Source organism: Nocardia higoensis NBRC 100133 (assembly GCF_000308595.1).
In the GTDB taxonomy this organism is placed as follows: Bacteria; Actinomycetota; Actinomycetes; order Mycobacteriales; family Mycobacteriaceae; genus Nocardia; species Nocardia higoensis.
Map to the genome: position 1 here is coordinate 1 of NZ_BAGA01000038.1, position 21,979 is coordinate 21,979.

22 protein-coding genes and 1 pseudogene are annotated in these 21,979 nt (G+C 69.5%); 10 read left to right on the plus strand and 13 right to left on the minus strand.

Translation table 11 applies throughout. The annotated features are described in order from the left end of the window. A partial coding sequence (locus ON26_RS32070) for a transposase (protein WP_169333680.1) occupies positions 1 to 330 on the minus strand: 330 nt, incomplete at its 3' end. A 939-nt stretch (positions 331 to 1,269) separates the two neighbouring features. Then, a pseudogene (locus tag ON26_RS04690) lies at positions 1,270 to 2,981 on the minus strand (thiamine pyrophosphate-binding protein). A gap of 93 nt (positions 2,982 to 3,074) precedes the next feature. On the opposite strand from ON26_RS04690, the gene ON26_RS04695 reads away from it, so the two are divergent. Then, positions 3,075 to 3,965 carry a helix-turn-helix domain-containing protein gene (locus tag ON26_RS04695; RefSeq protein WP_040794733.1) on the plus strand — a complete coding sequence of 297 codons (891 nt, stop codon included), beginning with the start codon at positions 3,075 to 3,077 and terminating at the stop codon, positions 3,963 to 3,965. A gap of 42 nt (positions 3,966 to 4,007) precedes the next feature. Here ON26_RS04695 and ON26_RS04700 read toward each other — a convergent pair whose 3' ends face one another. From ON26_RS04700 to ON26_RS04715, 4 genes are all read right to left on the minus strand, one after another. After that, positions 4,008 to 5,792: an N-acyl-D-amino-acid deacylase family protein gene (locus tag ON26_RS04700; RefSeq protein WP_051026697.1), complete on the minus strand. Its 1,785-nt coding sequence runs from the start codon at positions 5,790 to 5,792 to the stop codon at positions 4,008 to 4,010. 155 nt (positions 5,793 to 5,947) lie between these two features. Further along, complete coding sequence (locus ON26_RS04705; protein WP_040794734.1) at positions 5,948 to 6,274, minus strand: hypothetical protein; 327 nt, start codon at positions 6,272 to 6,274, stop codon at positions 5,948 to 5,950. A gap of 91 nt (positions 6,275 to 6,365) precedes the next feature. After that, a complete protein-coding gene (locus ON26_RS04710; protein ID WP_040794735.1) occupies positions 6,366 to 6,653 on the minus strand; it encodes a GNAT family N-acetyltransferase in 288 nt (95 codons plus the stop codon). Between the two features lie 42 nt (positions 6,654 to 6,695). Further along, entirely contained in the window at positions 6,696 to 8,054 is a 1,359-nt protein-coding gene (locus ON26_RS04715; protein WP_040794736.1) for an FAD-binding oxidoreductase, read from the minus strand. Positions 8,055 to 8,199: 145 nt separating this feature from the next. On the opposite strand from ON26_RS04715, the gene ON26_RS04720 reads away from it, so the two are divergent. Beyond that, positions 8,200 to 8,526: a hypothetical protein gene (locus tag ON26_RS04720; protein ID WP_040794737.1), complete on the plus strand. Its 327-nt coding sequence runs from the start codon at positions 8,200 to 8,202 to the stop codon at positions 8,524 to 8,526. A gap of 100 nt (positions 8,527 to 8,626) precedes the next feature. On the opposite strand, the gene ON26_RS04725 is transcribed toward ON26_RS04720, so the two are convergent. From ON26_RS04725 to ON26_RS04735, 3 genes are read right to left on the minus strand one after another with little or no spacing between them, the layout of a single operon-like run. Beyond that, positions 8,627 to 9,265, minus strand: coding sequence for a Type 1 glutamine amidotransferase-like domain-containing protein (locus ON26_RS04725; protein WP_040794738.1), 639 nt, complete (start codon positions 9,263 to 9,265; stop codon positions 8,627 to 8,629). A gap of 11 nt (positions 9,266 to 9,276) precedes the next feature. Further along, complete coding sequence (locus ON26_RS04730) at positions 9,277 to 10,140, minus strand: maleylpyruvate isomerase family mycothiol-dependent enzyme (RefSeq protein ID WP_083883732.1); 864 nt, start codon at positions 10,138 to 10,140, stop codon at positions 9,277 to 9,279. Then, positions 10,137 to 10,577, minus strand: a complete 441-nt coding sequence (locus tag ON26_RS04735; RefSeq protein WP_040794739.1) for an HIT family protein — start codon at positions 10,575 to 10,577, stop codon at positions 10,137 to 10,139. Before ON26_RS04735 ends, ON26_RS04730 begins: the two co-directional genes overlap by 4 nt. Positions 10,578 to 10,803: 226 nt before the next feature. On the opposite strand from ON26_RS04735, the gene ON26_RS04740 reads away from it, so the two are divergent. Genes ON26_RS04740 through ON26_RS04750 form a run of 3 tightly spaced genes read left to right on the plus strand, consistent with a single transcriptional unit; the run spans position 10,804 to position 13,661 of the window. Beyond that, positions 10,804 to 11,922: a Re/Si-specific NAD(P)(+) transhydrogenase subunit alpha gene (locus ON26_RS04740; RefSeq protein WP_040794740.1), complete on the plus strand. Its 1,119-nt coding sequence runs from the start codon at positions 10,804 to 10,806 to the stop codon at positions 11,920 to 11,922. Beyond that, on the plus strand, positions 11,922 to 12,236 hold the full coding sequence (locus ON26_RS04745) for an NAD(P) transhydrogenase subunit alpha part 2 (RefSeq protein ID WP_040794741.1): 315 nt from the start codon (positions 11,922 to 11,924) through the stop codon (positions 12,234 to 12,236). Before ON26_RS04740 ends, ON26_RS04745 begins: the two co-directional genes overlap by 1 nt. A 3-nt stretch (positions 12,237 to 12,239) precedes the next feature. After that, positions 12,240 to 13,661, plus strand: coding sequence for an NAD(P)(+) transhydrogenase (Re/Si-specific) subunit beta (locus ON26_RS04750; RefSeq protein WP_040794742.1), 1,422 nt, complete (start codon positions 12,240 to 12,242; stop codon positions 13,659 to 13,661). Positions 13,662 to 13,730: 69 nt separating this feature from the next. On the opposite strand, the gene ON26_RS04755 is transcribed toward ON26_RS04750, so the two are convergent. Together ON26_RS04755 and ON26_RS04760 are read right to left on the minus strand one after the other, a co-directional pair. Then, positions 13,731 to 13,994: a hypothetical protein gene (locus tag ON26_RS04755; protein ID WP_218000544.1), complete on the minus strand. Its 264-nt coding sequence runs from the start codon at positions 13,992 to 13,994 to the stop codon at positions 13,731 to 13,733. Positions 13,995 to 14,033: 39 nt separating this feature from the next. Continuing rightward, the gene (locus ON26_RS04760; RefSeq protein WP_051026700.1) at positions 14,034 to 15,374 is read right to left on the minus strand and encodes an MFS transporter; all 1,341 of its coding nucleotides are present in this window, start codon (positions 15,372 to 15,374) and stop codon (positions 14,034 to 14,036) included. Positions 15,375 to 15,469: 95 nt separating this feature from the next. Here ON26_RS04760 and ON26_RS04765 point away from each other — a divergent pair, with 95 nt between their 5' ends. Beyond that, positions 15,470 to 15,862 (plus strand): acyl-CoA thioesterase, encoded by a 393-nt coding sequence (locus ON26_RS04765; RefSeq protein ID WP_083883735.1) that lies wholly within the window; start codon positions 15,470 to 15,472, stop codon positions 15,860 to 15,862. Here the strand turns inward: ON26_RS04765 and ON26_RS04770 are convergent. Together ON26_RS04770 and ON26_RS04775 are read right to left on the minus strand one after the other, a co-directional pair. Beyond that, a complete protein-coding gene (locus ON26_RS04770) occupies positions 15,852 to 16,667 on the minus strand; it encodes an SDR family oxidoreductase (RefSeq protein ID WP_040794745.1) in 816 nt (271 codons plus the stop codon). The genes ON26_RS04765 and ON26_RS04770 overlap by 11 nt on opposite strands. 24 nt (positions 16,668 to 16,691) lie before the next feature. Further along, positions 16,692 to 17,186: an Lrp/AsnC family transcriptional regulator gene (locus ON26_RS04775; RefSeq protein ID WP_040794746.1), complete on the minus strand. Its 495-nt coding sequence runs from the start codon at positions 17,184 to 17,186 to the stop codon at positions 16,692 to 16,694. 155 nt (positions 17,187 to 17,341) lie between these two features. On the opposite strand from ON26_RS04775, the gene pdhA reads away from it, so the two are divergent. From pdhA to ON26_RS04795, 4 genes are read left to right on the plus strand one after another with little or no spacing between them, the layout of a single operon-like run. Then, a complete protein-coding gene (gene pdhA, locus ON26_RS04780; RefSeq protein ID WP_040794747.1) occupies positions 17,342 to 18,442 on the plus strand; it encodes a pyruvate dehydrogenase (acetyl-transferring) E1 component subunit alpha in 1,101 nt (366 codons plus the stop codon). Next, a complete protein-coding gene (locus ON26_RS04785) occupies positions 18,439 to 19,419 on the plus strand; it encodes an alpha-ketoacid dehydrogenase subunit beta (RefSeq protein ID WP_040794748.1) in 981 nt (326 codons plus the stop codon). Before pdhA ends, ON26_RS04785 begins: the two co-directional genes overlap by 4 nt. Positions 19,420 to 19,465: 46 nt before the next feature. Further along, positions 19,466 to 20,983: a dihydrolipoamide acetyltransferase family protein gene (locus ON26_RS04790; RefSeq protein ID WP_040794749.1), complete on the plus strand. Its 1,518-nt coding sequence runs from the start codon at positions 19,466 to 19,468 to the stop codon at positions 20,981 to 20,983. A gap of 50 nt (positions 20,984 to 21,033) precedes the next feature. Further along, positions 21,034 to 21,894: a sulfurtransferase gene (locus ON26_RS04795; protein WP_083883733.1), complete on the plus strand. Its 861-nt coding sequence runs from the start codon at positions 21,034 to 21,036 to the stop codon at positions 21,892 to 21,894. Positions 21,895 to 21,979: the final 85 nt, after the last annotated feature.

A 21,979-nucleotide genomic window follows, 5' to 3' on the forward strand; every position in this document is an offset into this window, starting at 1 on the left:
CGCCCGGACGTGGGAGGCGTCGACCATCACGCGGTCGAAGTCGATCAGCCTGGCGGCGTGGCTGCGGGTGAGCATTTCCTGGTGCATCTGCTCGAACACTCCGGCGGCCTGCCAGTCGCGTAGTCGCCGCCAGCAGGTCATGCCGGACCCGAATCCGAGTTCTTGGGGTAGGTCTTCCCAGCCGATGCCGGTGAACAGCACGAACAAGATGCCCTGGAACACCAGTCGGGGGTCCTTCTGAGGCGGTCCGGGGGTTCCTGCCGGCGGGATCGGGAGTAGCGGTTCGATTACCGCCCACAAGTCATCGTCGACGATCCATGGTGCTGCCACGACGAAATATCCTGCACTACAACACTGTTCGTCGCCACCCGACAGATCCTGTTAGGAGCTCTTAATGCCCGTCAGGAAATTTACTACCATCCGGACGACGAGGGCCTTCTGCCAGAGCCGCTTCCAGAGCCCATGGAAGCTGAGTTGATCATGGACGGTGCAGACGATCTGTTCGAGGCGCTTCAAGAGCGGAGCGAACGTCGGGAAGCCTGACCGCCCTGTCACGAGACGCGTCGTTGGGCACAACGCAACGACCGAAAGGGTGAGGTCATCCCGGCGTTCAGAACCGTTTCAGCTGGGGACCAGATGGGGATCACACGTCATTCGCAACCATGCGCAATGCCTCGGTCTGAACCCGCCACCTTGACATGCAGGGTGCACATGGCGTGCGCCAATTGAAGGTCATCCTTCCTGGGGGGTCGAGGTGGTCAGCGGGCGGTTGGCTTGACGACACTTCTGACGACAACGATGACGACAGCGGGGCACCGATGACACCGCGCCTACGTCGGAAGACGCCGAGTGTTCGCCTTGGTCAAGAGATTCGCGCACTCCTGGCAGTGTGAGGCTCCCACGAAGGCGCTTCAGCACCTCACATAGGTGCGCGGACGATCGCGAGACCGGCACGGACACACCGTATTCGACTCGTAGTGAAGAGGTTCCGCCAGGCCGTGCACAGGCCGTCGGTTGCCCGGGAAGCGCCAGCTCAGCCGAAACTGGCTGATAGATCACCCAGATCTACGAGGGCATCAACCAGATCCAGCGGGTCGTCATGTCCCGCGCCCTGCTCGAGGGGTAGATCTCGCCTCGTTGCCGATGGAAAGGCGGCCCCGGACTCGTTGCCGCCTTTCTCGTTGTAGACGGCGGACGACGCTGTGCCGGCCGGTTCGTTCTGTCGGGTCCGGCCAGGTGATGCCGGTGCGGCAGGGTTGCCGCGTGATCTCAGCGGGGAATGTTCTCGTAGTAGGGAACGACAATGGCGTCGGTCGACGTGACGTCGCCGAGCATCATCGTGGTGAGCGGATGCACGATGTGTGGGTCGATGTCGACGTTGAGGCAGACGGGGACTCCCGCTTCGAACGCGCGCTTCATCGCGTCGGGCAGGTCGGCGACGTCGGTGACGCGTTCGCCGTACCCGCCGAAGGCGACCGCCACCTGCTCGTACGCGCTGTCGGCGAGGGTGGACACGACCACACCGGGCTCGCCGTAGACGGCCTGCTGGCCGTGCACCGACATTCCCCACACGGCGTTGTTGAACACGACGGTGATCACCGGTATCCCGTGCCTGGCCATGGTGTCGAACTCCTGGATGTGGAACCCGGCGGCGCCGTCGCCGGTGATGACCACCACGGGGTCGCCGGGGCGGGCGCGGCCCGCGCCGATCGCGAAACCCGGTCCGACGCCGAGGCATCCGAGATAGCCCAGGCGCAGGATGTCGCCGTTGCGGCTCGCGGTGGTGAAGAACTCGGCCCAGGCGGGGGCCTCCGCGCCGTCGAGCACGAAGATCGTGTCCTGCGGGCAGGCTTCCACGATCGCTTTCGCCGCGAAGTAGGGGTGCGGTTTGCCGGAGGCCGTGGTGGGGTCGGGGTACAGGGCGCTGTGCATGTGGCGCGCGCCGACGACGACATCGACCCAGGCGGACGAGTCGGGCCAGACCCTGTCGGCCGCCGTCGTCGCCAGTGCTGCCAAGGTCTCGCGGCAATCGGCCAGGATCGGCACCTCGACGTCCTGCATCCGCCCGATCTCCGCGGCGTCGAGATCGATCTGGATGATCCGGGCGCCGGGGAAATGACTCGCCCGCCCGCCGGTGAACATGCCCGCGCGTGCTCCGGCGAGCAGCACGACATCCGGTGTGCCCGCTCCGAGCAGGGGGAGAGCGCCGAGTGTCAGGAGGCCGCCTGCTGCCAACCGGTGGTCGCCGGGGATGGCTCCGTCGGCTTTGGCTGGGTAGAAGACCGGCGCGCCGATGGTCTCGGCCAGTTTCACCAATTCCGCTTCGGCGCGGGAGAAGGTGACGCCGCCGCCGATGACGATGGCCGGTCGCTGCGCCGCATGCAGAAGTTCGATCGCCGCGGTCACCGATGCGGCGTCGGGGGCGGGCCTGGCGGTGACCGCGTAGTTCGTCGGGAACCGAACGGTGCTCTCCTCTGCCTCGCCGAACATGACGTCGATCGGGATCTCGAGCAGGACCGGTCCCGGCACGCCGGTCGTGGCCGTGCGGATCGCCTGGGCGACCAGTTCCGGCACGCGGGCCGGGTCGGTGATCCGGTGGGCCCACTTGGTGACCGGCGTGGCCGCCGCGATCTGGTCGAATCCTCCTTGCAGCGGGTTGGTTCCGGTCTCGCGCAGCGGCGGGGCGCCGACCACGAACAGGGTCGGCTGCGGTCCAGGTACGCGTTCGCGACGGCGGTGTAGACGTTGGTGAAGCCGGGGCCCGAGGTGACCACGCAGACGCCGATGCCGCCGGTGACCCGGGCATAGGCGTCGGCGGCATGGCCCGCACTCGCCTCGTGCCTGGTGTCGGTCAGGTGGATGCCGTTGGGCTCGCACGACACCAGGAAGGCGTCGAGGTGGCCGCCATGCAGGGTGAACACCTCGGTGATCCCGGCATCGGCGAGTGCTCGTGCGAGCAGCGTTCCTCCGTTGGTTTTCACCGGCTCCTCCTTGTGATGCGTGTCTCATGAAGCGGCGTGAAGTCAAGATAAAGGAGCGCGTAATGCATTTCCAGAGTGGCATAATGCGAACACATGGCCCGTGAATCGCCGCAAACCGACCGCATCGTCCTCTTGGCCCAACTGCTCGCCGCGGAACCGCGCACCGGACGCAGCCTCGCCGACATCGCCCGCCATCTCGGCGTCGCGAAGGCCACCTGCTATCCGATGGTCGTCGCCCTGACCGAGGCGGGCTGGCTCCTCCGGCACCCGGCGCGAAGGACCTATCAGCTGGGCCCCGCCCTGATCGGTATCGGGCAGGCCGCCGCCGAGGCGCTCGACGTGATGGAGTTCGCCCGTCCGCTGCTGCGCGAACTCTCCGATACGACCTCGCTGGCGGCCATCGGCTTCACACAGTCCGGTGGTGACCTCGTCGTCGCCGAGATCACTCATCCCGTGTCGGGACGCCGCGACGCGCTGGGTCTGCGGCTCGGCGACCGGCTGCGCCTGCTCCCGCCGCTGGGCGCGGCGCTGGTGGCGCAGCTGCCGTCGGAGGAGGCGGCCGAATGGATCGCCGACACCGTGGACGGCCGGGCCGGTGAGTCGGAACAGGCCGAGGCGCACCTGGCCGAGCTGGCTCTGATCCAGGAACGCGGGTACGCGGTCGAATGCGTCGACCGGTCCGACCGGGCGTTCTCCGAAGTCGTCGCCACCGCGCGCGGCGCCGGCTTGGCCGGACGCGAGGCGGTGCGGCGCCAGCGAGAGATCCTGACGACTGTCCTGCCCACGCGACTGGTCGGCGAATTGGACCCGGAGGCGACCTATCTGCCGATCTCGATCAGCGCCGCGACCACCGCGACCAGCGGTCAGCCCGGTGTCGTCCTCGCCGTGGTCGATGCCGACGAACCGCTGAGCGGTGTCCGCGTCGCGGAGATCGGTGAGGCCGTACACGAAGCGGCGCAGCGGCTTTCGTCGGCGATCTCGTGAGGGGGCGGGACGGGTTCCGCGGGATCGGAACCCGGCCCCCGGTCACGCCGTGACGGGGCGCGCCACCTGGGGCAGAACCGTCTTGCCCGCGGACAGGAATCGCCCGGGGCCGACCGTCGAACCGAATCCCTCGGCGAATTCGCCGTCGTGCCAGACGATCTCGCCGGATACCAGGGTCGCCGTGACCGCGGCGTCATTGCGGTTGACCATCCGCCGGATGCCGCCGAACTCGGGCATGGCCGCTTCGTGGTAATCGGTGGTGCTCTCGTCGAGTCCGGCCGGGTCCACGACGACGATGTCGGCACGACGGCCCTGCGCCAGGCGCCCGGCGTCGAGCTGGTAGAAATCGGCCAGCTCGCCGGTGAGCTTGTGGACGGCCGCTTCGACCGGCATGAACGGCCTGCCCTGCTGCTGCGCCTGATGCACCCGGGCGAGCAGGTGGATGCCGAAGTTGTAGAAGGCCATGTTCCGCAAATGGGCTCCGGCGTCGGAGAATCCGATGGTCACCCCGGGCGTGTTCACCAGCCGGTCGGCGACCTTCCGGCGCGAGTTCGCGATCACCGTGGTCCAGCGGAATGCGGTCCCGTATTCGACCACGAGGTCGAGGAAGCAGTCCACGGGGTGGATGCCGCGGGCGCGGGCGACCTCGCCGACCGTCGAGCCGATCAGAGTCGCGTCGGGGCAGTCCACGATCCGGGCGTCGTCGAAGTCCCGATGCCATACCCGCGGGCTGAACCGCTTCTCGAAGTCCGCCCGGAACCAGCGTCGGTAGCTCTCCTGCCGCAGCAGGTCGTTGCGGCCCATCTCCTCTTTGAGATGCAGGGCTTCCCGGCCGGAGCCGAACTCCTCGAAGACGACGAGGTCGATGCCGTCGGAGTAGACCTGGAAGGTCTTCGGCAGGTGCTGCCAGACGAACTTCCCGCGTCCGAGTTTGTTCACCAGCCATGCCGCCGGGCCGAAGATGCGGTTCACCCAGGGCTCGGCGACGGAATCGGCGGCCGCGAGCAGGGAGACCCGCAGCGGTTTGCGGAAAAGTCCGGTGCTGGTGGCCGCGAAGAAGGCGATGTCGACCTTCGTATTGAGGTTCGGCACGCCCTGCAGCGTCGCCCCGCGACGGCGCAACAGTCTGCTGATCCGGCGGAACTCCTTCCAGGACGCGTGGGTCGAGGGCAGCGTCCGCGAGCGGTAACGGTCGCCGTCGAGCTTGTCCCACGGATTGGTCATGGTCGAGACGCCGAGGAAGCCGGCGTCCAGGGCTGCTTCGATGCGCCGGTCGATCTCGCGCAGTTCCGCGCGGGTCGGCGAATGGGCCGGATCGGTGGCCCGGCCCAGGCCCATGACCGAGGCGCGCACGTCGGAATGCCCGATGAACGAGGCGACATTCGGGCCGAGCGGCAGCGCGTCGAGGGCGCGAACCCACTGCTCGGGGTCCTGCCAGGTCTTCTTCGCGTGCAGGACCTCGAGCACCGAATCCCGCGGCAGCGCCTCCACCCGGCTGAACAGATCGGCGACGTCCACGACGTCGCTGTAGATCGCCGAGATCGAACAGTTGCCGACCAGCACCGTCGTCACCCCGTGCCGGACCGACTCCCCGAGGCCGGGAGAGGCGAGCAGTTCGGCGTCGTAATGGGTGTGGGAATCGACGAACCCCGGCATGACCCATCGGCCCTCGGCGTCGATCACTCGGGTGTCCGCGGTCGCCTCCAGCGGCGTGGCGCTGATCGCCGACACCAGCCCGTCGGTGATGCCCACATCGGCTCGGACGCCGGGTGCGCCGGTGCCGTCGAATACGAGTCCGTTGCGAATGACAACGTCATGAGTGCTCATCGTCGAGTCCTGATCCGTAGGGCGGGGAATAGGCGGCCCCACCATCGGAACGTGAGGGCCGCCACACTGGACTCAGAGTAGAGAATTTCATAGCGCATCAATAGAGTTGCACTATGCGAACGGTCGGCGCTGCGCCCCCGCCCGACGACCCGCTGTTACTTGTCTTCGCCGAGCGCTTCCACCGCCGCCGCGTAATGGGCCTCCGCCGCGCGCAGCATGTCGGTGGCTGCCTTCAGATTGGCGTTCTCCACGATCAGGTCGGCCTGCGCCCGCGCCACGGCCTCGTGCTGCTCGGACAGCTCCCGGATGATCGCGCCCGCCTGCTCCACGATGTCGAGCCGCCCCTGGGCGCGCGCCAAGGTGATCGTCTCGGCCGCCTGCCGGATCAATTCCTCGGTTTCACCGCTGCCGAGCAGTTCCTCGCCGGCGCGAATCTGATCTTCCACACTGGCGGAGATATCCGCACCGGGTTCGTTCGTCATAGGACCATCGTGCCGTGTCGGCCCCGCGTTCGAGACAGCGACCGCCACATGGCGAGGGACCGGCAAGCTCGCCGGTCCCTGGTCGAGTGGATTACCTGGCGAGCAGGTCCGCGTATTCGCGATGCTCGGCGATGTACTTGTCGACGTACCAGCAGGTGGGCAGCACGGTGTAGCCCGCGGCGCGGGTCTCGTCGAGGGCGAACTTCACGACCTTGCCCGCGATGCCCTGGCCGCGGAACTCGGGAAAGGTGACCGTGTGGTTGAAGTCGCGGGTCTTGATGTCCTCGCGCTCGGCGTAGTCGGCATACCCGGCGAGGGTGTCGTCGACATAGATCTCGTAGCGGGTGTCGGCGGCGTTGTGCTCGAGCCTGGTCGTCATGATCGGATCAACTTCGTTCCGCGCGGGAATGTTCCCGCGCGGTCAGAGGATGGCGCCGGGGTTGAGGATGCCGTGCGGGTCGAGGGCGTCCTTGATGCGGCGGGTCAGGGCGATGACGTCGGGGCCGAGCTGGTCCGGGAGCCAGGCCTTCTTCAGGCGGCCGACGCCGTGTTCGCCGGTGATGGTGCCGCCGAGCGCGATGGCCAGATCCATGATCTCGCCGAAGGCCTGGTGGGCGCGTGCGGTGTTCTCGGGGTCGGTGGGGTCGTGGACGATCAGGGGGTGGGTGTTGCCGTCGCCCGCGTGCGCGATGACCGAGACGGTGACCTCGTTGTGGGCGGCGATGGCGGCGATGCCGGAGACCAGGTCGCCGAGGCGGGGCAGCGGCACGCCGACATCCTCGAGCAGCAACGGACCGATCTTCTCCACAGCGGGGATCGCGTAGCGGCGGGCGGCGGTGAAGGCCTCGCCTTCTTCGGGGTCGTCGGTATGGAAAACCTCGGTGGCAGCGGCTTTCTCGCAGGCGCGCGCCATCATTTCGGCCTCCCGCGCGGCGAATTCGCCGGGCGCGTCCGAGCGCGCCACCAGTAATGCGGCGGCGTCGCGGTCCAGCCCCATGCGCAATTCGTCCTCGACCGCATTGATGGCGACCCGGTCCATGAATTCCAGCATGGCCGGCCGCAGCGCGCCGGTGATCGCGAGAATGGCTTCGGTCGCCGAGTCCAGCGTGGCGAAGCTCGCGACCACGGTGGTCTGGCGTGGCTGGGCGGGCAGCAGGCGCAAGGTGAGCTCGGTGATGATGCCGAGGGTCCCCTCGCTGCCGACGAACAATTTCGTCAGCGACAATCCGGCCGAATCCTTCAGACGCGGGCCGCCGAGGCGCACCGGCGTGCCGTCGGCCAGCACCACCTCCATGCCGAGCACGTAGTCGGTGGTCACGCCGTATTTCACGCAGCACAGCCCGCCCGCGTTGGTGGCCGCGTTGCCGCCGATCGAGCAGATCTCGAAGGAGGACGGGTCGGGCGGGTACCACAGGCCGTGTTCGGCGGCAGCCCGCTTGACCTCGGCATTGAGCAGCCCGGGCTGGACCACGGCGGTCCTGGTCACCGGATCGACGGTGATGGCGCGCATCTTCTCGGTGCTCAGCACCAGCCCGCCGTCCAGGGCGGTCGCGCCGCCGGACAGCCCCGTCCCGGCCCCGCGCGGCACCACCGGAACGCGGTGTTCGTGCGCCCAGCGCAGGGTCGCGATCACGTCGGCGGTGCTGTGCGCGCGCACGAGGGCCACCGGTTGCCCGGCGGCCGGATCCTTCGCCCAGTCCTGCCGGTAGGCTGCCAGCAGATCGCGATCGGTGTGCAAGGCGCCGTCGGACAGCGCGGCCGCGAGCTCGTGCAGATCCACACCGTCACGCTACCCCGGACGGTGCGGTGTTCCGGGTGGATTTCGACAGCGTGAATTTCGCCGCACCGAGTGGTTTTTCGTTCGTGCCCGGGAAACAATTCGTACAGGAACGGGCGTCGCAGGCAGAACAAGGGAGGGTTCGAACATGCGTACCGAAGGACCGGACGCCCACGATCTCGTGGCCGCCACATTCGCCGAGGAATTCGGCGACACCGAATTCGGTGAGCAGGCCGTCGATCTGGACGCGCTGCGCCGTATCCACAGCGGAGATTTCACCCGGTGGTCGGCAGCGCTGGAGAATTCCGGACTGTTCGACAAACAGGCATTGGAACGGATCGTGAGCCGCTGGCGCGAGCATCCGGAGTCGCTGATCGCCGCGCTGCTGGCCGACGCCGACGACGTGACCCGCCGCCGCTGGCGGATGGCCTGGTCGGGGCTGGACCGCCCGGAGCCGCTGAGCCGGATCGGCTGACGACGGATCGAGGACCCACCCGCTCGCCCCGCGGTCGGGCGACGCGGAACTGGCCCCTGATGCTGACGCGGAACTGGCCCCTGATGCTGCGGACGCCGGCTCAGCGCAGGTATTCGACCGACGCGCCGTCGACGACGACGACTTCGTCGTCGTTCAGCGCCCAGTGCGGAACTCCACCCGAGCGGTACTCCGCCGCCAGACGGGCGCTCGATCCGTCCGGATCGGTCGGCGAATCCACGTGCGGCACGATGCGCCGGTCGACCAGGCCGAGCCCGTCCCACCGCGCCTCGACGCCACAGGTGGGCGCCACCTCGTCCGGATCGTCCATCGACTCGATGCCGTGCAGATCGGGAGTCAGCAGGCAGGCCCCGGCGCTGTAGCCGGCGTAGACCAGAGCGTCCTCGGCCAACAGCGCGGGCAGCACCCGATCCGCGCCGCTGCGGGCGAACTGCGCACGCAGCACGAAGGTGTTGCCACCACGCACCCACACCATCGGGAATCCGCGCAGCGCCGCGTCCAACTCCTCGGGCTTGCCCACGTAATCGCGCAGGTCGAGCACTTCCGGGGAGTAGCCGTGGCGGCGCAGCGGGACCAGGTCGCTGGTGACCGCCGACTGCCAGGCGGCGGGCCAGGCATCGCAGGCGTTCGGGATCACCGCCACCCGGCCGGGCTCGTCGGCCAGCCGGGCGAGCCGGTCGGCATGCCTGCCGAATCGATAGGAAGCCAGGAACAAGCGCACGGCGGCGGCGATCAGATCGTGAAGGCCAGATTGCGGACCAGCTGCAGCCCGAGTTTCTCCTCGCCCGCGAAATCGATCTCGCCGAGGTGGTCCTCGAGCGGCGTGCGGCCGCCACCCAGGCGGACGAAAAGCCCGGAGTCCAGGGTGATTTCGACGGTGGGCGGCTCGGCGAAGCTGTCCACGTAACCGGCCCGCTCGGCGACTTCGATGCGCTGGGTGCGCGCGAGTTCGCCGGTGAGCACGAACTCCACCCGGGAACCGGCCGGGGCCTTGCCGAGCTTGGCCACCACGCGGGGGATCGAGCCCGCGAACTCGGTGAAGGCCCGCTCGCCGCGCGCACCGCCCTCGGCGACCTTCAGGCCCAGCGAGTCGGCGATATCGAGTTCGTGGAACCAACAGTCGAACAGGCGCACCCGCATGAACCGGCCGTAGGGGACCTGGCCGATGGGGGAGAAGGTCGGGGCGGCCCATTCCTCGTCGGTCATCGCGGCCAGCGCGGCGCGGCGGCGGTCGGTGACATCGCGGTAGAGCGCGAGCAGCCGGGCGCCGGGCAGCGAGCGCAGCCGGTCGATCCAGATCTCGTTGAGCACGGCGGTCTCGTTGCGCACGTGCGGCAGTTCGCGCACATCGGTCTTGGGGCGCTCGGGATCGTGCGCGGGCGGTTTCTCACCCAGCAGCCAGGACTCGGTGCCGACCACATGGGCGACGATGTCGAAAACCGTCCAGCCGGGCAGGATCGACGGTGTCCGCCAACCGTTCTCGTCCAGGCCGGCGACCAGCTCGTCGATGGCCTGCCATTGCTCGGACAGCAGGGCGGTGAGCTCGCCCTTGTCCAGGGTGGGATCGTCGGCCGGCGAATGCTTGGAGTCGCTCAACGCTGGGTTCCTTCCTCGAGTGCTGCCAGGCCCGCCCGGATCGCGGCGGCGGTGGATTCGGGATCGTGCGGCCTGCGCAACAACAGTCCTTTGACGAGGCCGAGTTTGTCGCCCTTGTGGCGGGGGATCACGTGCAGGTGGACGTGACCGACGGTCTGGAAGGCCGCGCGCCCGTCGTTGACCACCAGATGCGCGCCGTCCGAGGCCAGCCCGCCGTGGCGCACGGCCAGGGCCAGGCGGTGCCCCGCGCGGAACATGGTCGCGCCCAGATCCGGGTCCAGATCGGGCAGTTCGGTGGCGTGCCGCTTGGGGACCACCAGGGTGTGCCCGCGCGTGATGGGCCGGATGTCGAGAAAGGCGCACAAGGTCTCGTCCTCGTAGACCTTGGTGGCAGGCGCGGTCCCGGCCACGATGCCGCAGAAAACGCAGTCGTTCACACTGGCGACCCTACGGTGTGCGGGCCCTGCGGGACAGTCCGCCGCAGGTACGGGCGTCGAAGACCATACTGCAGGACGAGCTTCGAGCCCCGGTGTGACGGGCATCTCAGCTAGGCTCACCGTCGGCCGGGTATGGTTGCGAAAATCTCAGGCGAAGTTACTTGCGGGTAACTTCGGCCGGAGGTCACTCGGTGGTTCCGGCCACCACGAGCAGGAAGTCTGACAAGTGGAGACAACGCAAAACGTGGGCGATTCGTCCCCGCGCGGAGCGCGTGTCGGAGTCGTTCGCGAGACCAACGCGGGCGAACGACGTGTCGCATTGGTACCCAAGATCATTCCGTCCCTGGTCAAGCAGGGCGTGGAGGTGGTCGTGGAGGCCGGCGCCGGACACGGAGCGCTCATTCCGGACGAAGCTTTCGTCGCCGCAGGCGCGGTCATCGGTGATCCGTGGTCGGCCGACGTCGTGGTGAAGGTCGCGCCGCCGGGCGACGCCGAAGTGGCGAAGCTGTCGAAGGGCCAGACCCTCATCGGCTTCCTCGCCCCGCGCAACGCCGAGAACCAGATCGAGGCGCTGAAAAGCGCGGGCGTGCAGGCATTCGCCGTGGAGGCGATCCCGCGCATCTCGCGCGCACAGGTCATGGACGCGCTGTCCTCGCAGGCGAACGTGGCCGGCTACAAGGCCGTGCTGCTGGCCGCCTCGGAATCGACGCGCTTCTTCCCCATGCTCACCACCGCCGCGGGCACCGTGAAGCCGGCCACCGTGCTGGTGCTCGGCGTCGGTGTCGCGGGCCTGCAGGCGCTGGCCACGGCCAAGCGGCTCGGTGGCCGCACCACGGGGTACGACGTGCGTCCCGAGGTCGCCGACCAGGTTCGCTCGGTCGGCGCCCAGTGGCTCGATCTCGGCATCGACGCCGCCGGTGAGGGCGGCTACGCCCGCGAACTCACCGAGGACGAGAAGGCCCAGCAGCAGAAAGCGCTCGAAGACGCCATCAAGGGCTTCGACGTGGTCATCACCACCGCGCTGGTACCGGGCAGGCCCGCGCCGCGCCTGGTCACCGCCGCCGCCGTCGAGGGCATGAAGCCCGGCAGCGTCATCGTCGACCTGGCCGGTGAGACCGGCGGCAACTGCGAGCTCACCGAGCCGGGACAGACGGTCGTCAAGCACGACGTCACCATCGCCTCGCCGCTGAACCTGCCCGCCACCATGCCCGAGCACGCCAGCGAGCTGTACTCCAAGAACATCGCGGCGCTGCTGGAACTGATGCTGGTCGACGGCAAGCTCGCGCCCGACTTCAGCGACCAGGTGCTCGCGGATTCCTGTGTCACACGTGAGGTGGACGCCTGATGTATACCGAACTGCTGGCCAATATCGCGATCCTGGTGCTGTCCGGGTTCGTCGGTTTCGCCGTCATCTCGAAGGTGCCCAACACCCTGCACACCCCGCTGATGTCGGGCACCAATGCCATCCACGGCATCGTCGTGCTCGGCGCGCTGGTGACGCTGGGCAAGATGGAGGATCCGTCCATCGGCATCCAGATCATCCTGTTCGTCGCCCTGGTCTTCGGCACCCTGAACGTGGTCGGCGGCTTCGTGGTCACCGACCGCATGCTCGGCATGTTCAAGGGCAAGAAGCCGGTCGAGCAGAAGGCAGGCGAGTAAGCCATGGACAATCTGGTCAACATTCTCTACATCATCGCGTTCGCGATGTTCATCTACGGTCTGATGGGGCTGACCGGCCCGAAGACCGCCGTGCGCGGCAACTGGATCGCCGCCGCGGGCATGGGCGTCGCCGTCGTGGCCACCCTGATCTCCATCCGCGAGACCAGCAACTGGATCCTCATCGTCGCGGGCCTAGTGGTCGGCGTCGCGCTCGGCGTGCCGCCGGCCAAGTTCACCAAGATGACCGAGATGCCGCAGCTGGTCGCGGCGTTCAACGGCGTCGGCGGCGGCACGGTCGCGCTCATCGCGTGGGCCGAGTTCCTCGACACCAGCGGCTTCTCGAACTTCAAGCACGGCGAGGAGCCGACTGTCCACATCATCGTGGGCTCGCTGTTCGCGGCGATCATCGGCTCGATCTCGTTCTGGGGCTCGTTGATCGCCTTCGGCAAGCTGCAGGAGATCCTGCCCGGCCGCCCGCTCGGCGTCGGCAGGCTGCAGCAGCCGCTGAACCTGCTGCTGGCGCTCGGGTCCGTCGTGGCCGCTGTTGTCATCGGCGTGCAGGCGGGCGACGGCGGCGCGGCCCGGTGGTGGATGCTGCTGCTGCTGGTCGTCGCGGGCGTGCTCGGCCTGATGGTCGTGCTGCCCATCGGCGGCGCGGACATGCCCGTGGTGATCTCGCTGCTCAACGCGCTGACCGGCCTGTCGGCGGCGGCCGCGGGCCTGGCGCTGAACAACACCGCCATGATCGTGGCGGGCATGATCGTCGGCGCGTCCGGCACCATCCTGACCAACCTCATGGCCAAGGCCATGAACCGTTCCATCCCGGCGATCGTCGCGGGCGGCTTCGGTGGCGGCGGCGCGGTCGCCGGTGGCGGCGGCTCGGGCGAGCAGAAGCAGGCCAAGGCCACCTCGGCCGCCGACGCCGCGATCCAGATGGCCTACGCCAACCAGGTCATCGTGGTTCCCGGCTACGGCATGGCCGTGGCCCAGGCCCAGCACGCGGTCAAGGAGATGGCGGCGCTGCTGGAGGCCAAGGGCGTGGAGGTCAAGTACGCGATCCACCCGGTCGCCGGTCGTATGCCCGGCCACATGAACGTGCTGCTGGCCGAGGCCGAGGTCTCCTACGACGCCATGAAGGAGATGGACGACGTCAACGGCGAGTTCTCGCGCACCGACGTCGCCCTGGTCATCGGCGCCAACGACGTCACCAATCCGGCGGCGCGCGAGGACGCGTCGAGTCCGATCTACGGCATGCCGGTGCTCAACGTCGATCAGGCCAAGAGCGTCATCGTGCTCAAGCGTTCGATGAACTCCGGTTTCGCCGGCATCGACAACCCGCTGTTCTACGCCGATCACACCTCGATGCTGTTCGGCGACGCCAAGAAGTCCGTCGGTGCGGTCACCGAGGAGCTGAAGGCGCTCTAGGGCAACGGGTTCGCCCGCGACCCCGGTCCTCCCGTTCGGCGGGACGGCCGGGGTTTCGCGTCTGCGGGCTCAGCCGCCGAGGGCGCGCTTGCGTTCTTCGACGGCGTCGACGGCCTCGGACAGACTCACACCCCGATGGATCGCGCGGTAGGCCTTGACCGCCTCGATCTTCTTGCCCATCAGCAGCAGCGAGTCGACTTCGCCCATCTCCTGTGTGCGGAGCAGCGGGCGGACATCGGGGCTCGTCGGCTCGATGCCGAGGTGTTCGATGATCAGATCCAGTTTGCGCTCGACGCGGGCCAGCCTGCGCTCGAGTTTGCCGTTGCCGAACATATCGGCGACCATACCGACGCGCCGGATCTCGTGCCGGGACTACGCGCAGGCGGTTCGCCGCGGGGCCACCACCCCGGCCGACAGCGCACAGACCACCACCGCCACCAGCGGCACCACCAGCGCGACGGTCAGCGGGACGAATTCGGTCAGCCCGCCGATCAGCGCGGGTCCGGCGAGCAGCCCGACGTAGCCGAGCGCGAACACCCGCGACATGTCCGTCGCCGCCGTCGCCGAACCCAGATTCCCGGCGGCGGTGAAGATCTGCGGGATGCTGCCGGACAGCCCGAGGCCGCACAGCGCCCAGCCGGTCAGGGTCGACGGCGTCCACGTCGAGACCATGATCGTGGTCAGGCCCAGGGCTGCCAGCAGCATGCCGTAGCGGACCACCGCGACCGGCCCGAACGCGCCGCTCACCCGATCGGCGATCAGCCGCCCGCCGGTCATGGTGACCGAGAAGGCGGCGAAGGCCAGTGCGGCGGTGGCGTCGTCGACATCGAGGCGTTCGCGCATCTGCAGGGTGCTCCAGTCGGCGGCGACGCCCTCGGTGAGCAGTACCGCGAAGGCGATCACGGCCAGCGCCAGCACTTTTCGGCCGTGCTGCGCGCGCGTTCGCTGCGCGCCGGGAGCATCGGCGGGCGGCACCCGGTGCGGTCCCGGCAGCGCACCTTCGCCCACGGACGTGACCGAATCCGGTGGCGACCAGACGTCCGCGGTCGCGGGTGTCGCAGGATGCTGAGCCGGGGCTGTAGAGCCGGCGGGGGACGAGGCCGCTGCGGATATCGCCGCGCCGTCCGAGTCGGTGAGCAGTCGCGGCACGCACAGCGCCACGAACGCCAGACCGGCGACGCAGGCCAGCGTGAGAGTCATCGGCGGATCGAGGCCCGCCCGCAGAGCCGCCGCGCCCAGCAGCGACCCGAGCAGCCCGCCGCCGGAGAACAGCGCATGGAAAGCCGACATGATCGGCCGGCGATATGCGCGCTCGACCTGCACCGCCTGCGCGTTCATCGACACGTCCAGCGCGCCGTTGCCGAAACCGAAGCAGGCCAGCGCGATTCCCAGCTGAACCGGGCCCGTCGCCAGGCCGGGGCCGATCACGGCGAGCGAGGCGATCGAGGCCGCCCCGGCCACCAGCGCGCGGCTGCCGAACCGGTCGGCCAGCGGTCCGGCCAGCCGCATGCCGACGATGCCCGCGCCCGCCATGAGCAGGATGAACATGCCGAGCGCGGAATTCGAGACGCCGGTGCGATCGGTGACGGCGGGAATGTGCACCACCCACATGGCCAGCAGGAAGCCGTTCACGCCGAAGACGGTGAACACGGCCGCACGCGCGAGCCGCAGCCCGGCGCCCGGGCGCGCTGTGTCCTGGAAGCCTCCCCGCATCACTTCGACGGTACCGAGGGCGAGGCCGTCGGTCGACGGTTACGCGCTCGGCTATCGTCGGCCGGGTGACACAGCCGTATCCCGTGCTCTGGCCGATGCCGACCCGCTGGGCGGACAACGACCACTACGGACACGTGAACAACGTGACCTACTACTCGTACTTCGACACCGCGGTCAACGGGTGGCTGATGCAGGCCACCGGCACCGACATCCGGGAACTGCCCGCGCTCGGCGTGGTCGCGCAGACCTCCTGCCAGTTCACCGGCTCGGTGAGCTTCCCCGACCAGCTGCGGGTCGGCCTGCGGGTCTCGCGGCTGGGACGCTCCAGCATCACCTACGACCTGGCGATCTTCAAGGAGGCCGGCGAGGAGCTGGAGTTGTCGGCCACCGGCACCTTCGTGCACGTCTACGTCGACGCCGAAACCCGGCGGCCGATCGAGATCCCCGAGGTGATCCGGGCCGCGGCGGCCGAGATCGCTACCGAGTGACCTCGCCGAGCAGCGCGGACTGGAATCGCCGCATCCCGGCGAGCCAACGGTCGTAGTCCGCGCCCTTGCGCCGGTACATCTCCAGCACTTCCGGGTGCGGCAGGATGAGGAACTGCTCGGCCTCGACGCCCGCCACGATCACCTCCGCGACCTCCTCGGTGCCGAGTACGGCCCCCGCGCTGGTGACCGCCTTGATCGCCAGCGCGGAGGCCTCCTCGTCGCCGGGCACCAGATCGCCCTGCAGCAGCCTGGTGTCCACACCCATCGGGCACACGCAGCTCACCCGAACGCCCTGATCGCCGTAGGTCACCGACAGCCACTCGGCGAACCCGACGGCGGCGTGCTTGGTCACCGAATACGGCGCCGAGCCGAGCTGGGTGAGCAGTCCCGCGGCCGAGGCGGTGGAGACGAAATAACCGCCGCCGCGCTCCACCCAGCCTGGCACCAGCAGCCGTGCGGCCCGCACATGAGCGAGCACATTGACCTCCAGCGCGGCCGACCACTGCTCGTCGGTGCTGTCCAAGCCGGGGCCGCCGCCGATGCCCGCATTGGCGAAATACATGTCCACCGGCCCGAATTCGGTGCTCGCCCGTTCGATGAGCGCGCGGATCAGCCGCTCGTCGGCCACATCGCCGGCCAGTGCGATCGCGTTCGGCCCGATCGACTCGGCGACGTGCACCACCGCGGCTCCGTCGAGATCGGCGACGACGACCTTCGCCCCACCGGCGGCGAGCCGGTGCGCCAGCGCCGCTCCGATTCCGCCGCCCGCGCCCGTCACGATGGCCACCTTGCCCGCAATATCCATTACCGCAGGGTAGCGGCGCGGCGGTCAGCTCGTCCCGCCGAGGCGTTCCAGCAGCGGTGCGGTGCGCGGGCCGACCAGTTCGCGCATCACCAGCGCCATATCGGTGCGTTCCACGCCGGGGATCTGCAGGATCTCCTCGGCGAGCCGGTAGAGGTCCTCGGCGTCACGCGCCACGATCCGCACCGTCAGATCGATGCGCCCGGTCATGCCACAGACCTCGGTGACCTCGGGGATCTCGGCCAGCGCGGCCACGATCGGCTCCAGGCGATGCTGATCGAGCACCACGGAGACGAAGGCCGCCAGCGGATAGCCCAGTGTGCGCGGCCGCACGCGGCGTTCGATGCCGGCGAGCACGCCATTGGCCTCCCAGCGCGCCAGCCGGGCCTGCACGGTGTTGCGGGACAGGCCGAGCCGGGTGGCCAACTCGACGCCGGTGGCGCGCGGGTTCTCGATCAGTGCCAGCAGCATGCGGGCATCGGTCGCGTCGATGGTCGCCTCGACCTCGTCCGGACTGGTCATGCGACGCAGTATGACACCGTTCGGTCGGTGTTAATTGCGCATTGTGCACAATCTCGTATCGCTCACTTGCGCATCCCGCCAAAAGGTGGATGCTGTGAGGTAAACCACAACTGTGTGGCAGGCCCACAAGGCCGTGAGCGCAGGAGGCGATACCCATGCCCCACAAGGCCCAATCGCACCTTTCCGGCAAACCCGAGTATCCGGTGCAACTCGTCCAGCCCGACGGTGCCAGGGTGCTCGATCGCGAACACGCCGCGCTGGTCGCCGATATCGGCCCCGCCCAGCTGCGCGAGCTCTACACCGACATGGTGATCGCCCGCCGGATCGACCTCGAGGCCACCGCGCTGCAACGCCAGGGCCAGCTCGGCCTGTGGCCGCCACTGCTCGGCCAGGAGGCCGCCCAGGTCGGCTCGGCCCGCGCACTGCACCCCGACGACTACGTCTTCTGCAGCTACCGCGAGACCGCCGTCGCCCTCTGCCGCGGCGTGCCGCCCGAGCTGCTCACCCGTATGTGGCGCGGCGTCGCGCACCACTGCTGGGATCCCGCGGCGGTGGGCATGACCAACCCGAACATCATCGTGGGCTCACAGGGTTTGCACGCCACCGGTTACGCCTACGCCGCCCAGCTCGACGGCGCCGAGATCGCCACCATCGCCTACTTCGGCGACGGCGCGAGCAGCCAGGGCGATATCGCCGAAGCGCTCGGCTTCGCCGCGAGCTGGACCGCACCGGTCGTGTTCTTCTGCCAGAACAACCACTGGGCGATCAGCGCCCCGGTCCGGGTGCAGAGCGCCACCCCGATCGCCCGCCGCGCCTACGGCTACGGCATGCCCGGCGTCCAGGTCGACGGCAACGATGTACTCGCCGTCCTCGCCGTCACGCGGCAGGCGGTGGCCCGCGCCCGTGCCGGCGGCGGCCCGTCGTTCATCGAAGCGCTCACCTACCGCATGGGTCCGCACACCACCGCCGACGACCCGACCCGCTACCGCGCCGCCGCCGAGACCGAGCAGTGGGCCCGCCGCGACCCGATCGACCGGCTGCGCAGGCTGCTGCAGCGGGAGTCGTCGTGGGACGACCGGTTCGACGCCGAGGTCACCGAACGCGCCGACACCGCCGCCGCCGACCTGCGCCGCGCCACCCTGACCATGCCCGACCCGGACCCCTCGGCCCTGTTCGAGCACGTCTACGCCGAGCCGCACCCGCTGATCGAACAACAGCGACGTGAGTTCGCCCGATCCGAAGGAGCCCCGTCATGACCACCACCACCACCTTCGCGGGCGCCCTGAACACGGCGATGCGGCGGTCGCTGGAAACAGATCCCGCGGTCGTGCTGATGGGCGAGGACATCGGCAGGCTGGGCGGGGTGTTCCGGGTGACCGACACGCTGCAGAAGGATTTCGGGCAGCACCGGGTCATCGACACCCCGCTGGCCGAATCCGGCATCATCGGCACGGCCTTCGGCATGGCATTGCGCGGCTACCGCCCGGTGTGCGAAATCCAATTCGACGGCTTCGTCTACCCGGCTTTCGACCAGATCGTCTCCCAGGTCGCCAAGATCCACTACCGCACCGGCGGAAAGGTCGGCGCGCCGTTGACGATCCGCATCCCGTTCGGTGGCGGCATCGGCTCGGTCGAGCACCATTCCGAATCACCGGAGGCGTATTTCACCCACACCGCGGGCCTGCGGGTGGTCTCGCCGAGCACCCCCGCCGACGCCTATCACATGCTGCGCCAGGCGATCGCCGCCCCGGATCCGGTGATCTTCTTCGAACCCAAGCGCCGCTACTGGGACAAGGCCGACGTCGACTTCGACGCCGAGCCCGACCTGCCGCTGCACAAGGCGCGCATCTGCCGCACCGGCACCGATATCACGGTCGTCGCCTACGGCGGCACCGTGGCCACGGCGCTGGCGGCCGCCGGGATCGCCGCCGGGGAAGGCCGGTCCGTCGAGGTGATCGACCTGCGCAGTCTCGCCCCGCTCGACATCGACACCATCGCCGAATCCGTCTGCCGCACCGGCCGCCTGGTGATCACCCACGAGGCCCCCGTCTTCGGCGGCCTCGGAGCGGAGATCGCCGCCCGCGTCACCGAGCAGTGCTTCTACCACCTGGAAGCCCCGGTCCAGCGGGTCGGCGGCTACGACATCCCCTATCCGCCCGCCAAACTGGAGAAGTACCACCTGCCCGATCCGGACCGCATCCTCGACGCGGTCGACCGCTCGCTCGCGGCCTGAGGCCTTCCCACCCGGCTCTGTCCCTCCGATGCGGAAGAGGTGATCTGTGCACGACGACGGCGCCATCCTGGAATTCCGGCTGCCCGACCTGGGGGAGGGCCTCGCCGACGCGGAGCTGGTCTCCTGGTCGGTGGAGGTCGGCGACCACGTGGACCTCAACCAGGTCATCGCGGAGGTCGAGACGGCCAAAGCCGTTGTCGCCCTGCCCTGCCCGTATGCCGGAACGGTCGCCGAACTGGTGGCCGAGCCGGGCGAGACGATTCCGGTGGGCGCGACCCTGATCCGGGTCCGGGACGAGGGGGCGAACGAACACCTCCCGGAGGCGCACGGCGATTCCGACGACAGGTCCGTCGCCGGCGCGACCCGGGCCACCGCCGAGGGGCTGCCGGGAGCGGGTGGTGCGGCGGCCCGAAGCGCTGTCGATGCCGATCACGCGGCGGTGAGCGACACGGATTCGGCCGCCGAGGGCACCGCGAACGGTGATGGACCCGCCGACGGCCGGAACTCGGTGCTCGTCGGCTACGGGCCGCAGGACGGATTCCGTTCGCGCAGGCGGGGGCCGACGGGGCGAGTCGCCTCCGAGGAGCGCGCGCCGGGCGGCCGGGTGCCGGTTGTCGAGGACGGGACGCAGGGCGGCGGCCAGGCGCCGGCTGCCGAGCAAGTTGCGCCCGCAGGCGGTCGGGTGCGGGCTGTGCCGGCTGCCCGGCGGCTGGCGAAGGAGCTGGGGGTCGACCTCGGCCGGATCGCCGGATCGGGCCCGGACGGTGCGGTCACCGCCGCCGATGTCCGCGCGGCCGCCGCCGTGCCCACCGCTGCGGCGGGCAGGGCAGCCACCGTGGCGCAGGCGGGGGAGCAGGAGCCCGGCAGCGGGGAGATCCGCACTCCGGTGACGGGCGTGCGCAAACGCACCGCCGCCGCGATGGTCACCAGCGCGACCACCATCCCGCAGGCGAGCACCTCCCTCACCGTCGATTGCACCGCGACCGTGGAGGCGGTCGAGCACCTGCGTGCCACGCCGTCGTTCACCGGCCTGTCGCTCACCCCGTTGACCTTCCTAGCCAGGGCAGTGCTCGTCGCGCTCGCCGAATACCCCGCCGTCAACGCGCATTTCGACGAGCAGGCGCAGCAGATCGTCACCAAGAAATACGTCAACCTGGGTATCGCCGCCGCCACCGAGCGTGGCCTGCTCGTCCCGAATGTCAAACAGGCGCAGACGATGAGCGTGCGTACGCTCTGCGAGGCGCTCGGCCGGTGTGTCGAGGCGGCGCGGTCGGGCACCGCCACCCCCGCCGATCTGACAGGCGGCACCTTCACCCTCAGCAATGTCGGCGTCTTCGGTGTCGATGCCGGGACTCCGCTGGTCAACCCCGGTGAGGCGGCGATCCTCTGCCTCGGGACCATCGCCCGGCGGCCCTGGGTCGTCGAGGGGGAACTCGCGATCCGCCGGCTCACCACGCTGACCATGAGCTTCGATCACCGGCTCGTCGACGGCGAACTCGCCGCGCGCTTCCTCGCCACGGTCGGCGCGCTGCTGACCGACCCGCTCACGCTGCTCAGCCGGTGACCCGGGCAGCTGTCGGGCGCGTTCGGCATCGTGTCCGCCCGGCGGTGCGTATGGTGTTCGGGTCGGGCGCGCACAGGCGACGGGAGCACACAGTGAGCGCGGTACTGGTCGGTGTCGACGAACTTCGGGAAGCGCTGTCGGACAAGCGGGTTCGACTACTCGATGTCCGCTGGGCGCACGGTGATCCGGACGGCCCGCAGCACTATCTCGCCGGGCACATCCCCGGCGCGGTCTTCGTGGATCTGGAGACCGAACTGGCCGCTCCGCCGTCCCCGGCCGCCGGGCGGCATCCGCTGCCGAAGGTGGCGGTCCTGGAGCGATGCGCACGCAGCTGGGGGGTGTGCGACGGCGATCCGGTGGTGGTCTACGACGCGAGCGGCGGCACCGCGGCCGCGCGCGCCTGGTGGCTGTTGCGCTGGGCAGGCATCGCCGACGTGCGCCTGCTCGACGGCGGTCTGCCCGCCTGGACGGCCGCGGGCTACGAACTGTCGACCGGCGTCGAACCCGATCCCGCGCCCGGCGACGTGCGCTTCACCGGTGGATTGCTGCCCGTGATCGACGCGCGCGGGGCGGCCCGCTGGCACGGCACCCTGCTCGATGCCCGGCCCGCCGAACGTTTCCGCGGCGACGTCGAACCGCTCGACCCGCGCGCCGGTCACATTCCCGGCGCGATCAGCGCGCCTGCCGCCGAAAACCTGGACGAGACAGGCTGTTTCCGCGATCCCTCGTGGCTGCGGGACCGGTTCACCGGGCTCGGCGCGGGCCCCATCGCCGTCTACTGCGGTTCCGGGGTCACCGCCACCCACCAGATCGCGGCCCTGGCCGTCGCGGGCATCGACGCCGCGCTCTACCCGGGCTCGTGGTCGCAGTGGTCCCACGACGCGCGACGCCCGGTGGCCACCGGCGCCTGACCACCCGTTCGCCGGCCTCGTCGACTACGGCTACGCGGGCACGACCACGCCCCGGGTGGCCGAGCGCGCGCGGCCTCTCGCTCGC

Coding starts and splice junctions, on each gene's coding strand:
- ON26_RS04700 (WP_051026697.1), bottom strand. CDS start 5,792: ATGAGCACTCATGACGTTGTCATTCGCAACGGACTCGTATTCGACGGC.
- ON26_RS04755 (WP_218000544.1), bottom strand. CDS start 13,994: ATGTTCGGCAACGGCAAACTCGAGCGCAGGCTGGCCCGCGTCGAGCGC.
- ON26_RS04750 (WP_040794742.1), top strand. CDS start 12,240: ATGGACAATCTGGTCAACATTCTCTACATCATCGCGTTCGCGATGTTC.
- ON26_RS04760 (WP_051026700.1), bottom strand. CDS start 15,374: ATGCGGGGAGGCTTCCAGGACACAGCGCGCCCGGGCGCCGGGCTGCGG.
- ON26_RS04705 (WP_040794734.1), bottom strand. CDS start 6,274: ATGACGAACGAACCCGGTGCGGATATCTCCGCCAGTGTGGAAGATCAG.
- ON26_RS04765 (WP_083883735.1), top strand. CDS start 15,470: ATGCCGACCCGCTGGGCGGACAACGACCACTACGGACACGTGAACAAC.
- ON26_RS04710 (WP_040794735.1), bottom strand. CDS start 6,653: ATGACGACCAGGCTCGAGCACAACGCCGCCGACACCCGCTACGAGATC.
- ON26_RS04795 (WP_083883733.1), top strand. CDS start 21,034: ATGGTGTTCGGGTCGGGCGCGCACAGGCGACGGGAGCACACAGTGAGC.
- ON26_RS04745 (WP_040794741.1), top strand. CDS start 11,922: ATGTATACCGAACTGCTGGCCAATATCGCGATCCTGGTGCTGTCCGGG.
- ON26_RS04785 (WP_040794748.1), top strand. CDS start 18,439: ATGACCACCACCACCACCTTCGCGGGCGCCCTGAACACGGCGATGCGG.
- ON26_RS04720 (WP_040794737.1), top strand. CDS start 8,200: ATGCGTACCGAAGGACCGGACGCCCACGATCTCGTGGCCGCCACATTC.
- ON26_RS04770 (WP_040794745.1), bottom strand. CDS start 16,667: ATGGATATTGCGGGCAAGGTGGCCATCGTGACGGGCGCGGGCGGCGGA.
- pdhA (WP_040794747.1), top strand. CDS start 17,342: ATGCCCCACAAGGCCCAATCGCACCTTTCCGGCAAACCCGAGTATCCG.
- ON26_RS04695 (WP_040794733.1), top strand. CDS start 3,075: ATGGCCCGTGAATCGCCGCAAACCGACCGCATCGTCCTCTTGGCCCAA.
- ON26_RS04775 (WP_040794746.1), bottom strand. CDS start 17,186: ATGACCAGTCCGGACGAGGTCGAGGCGACCATCGACGCGACCGATGCC.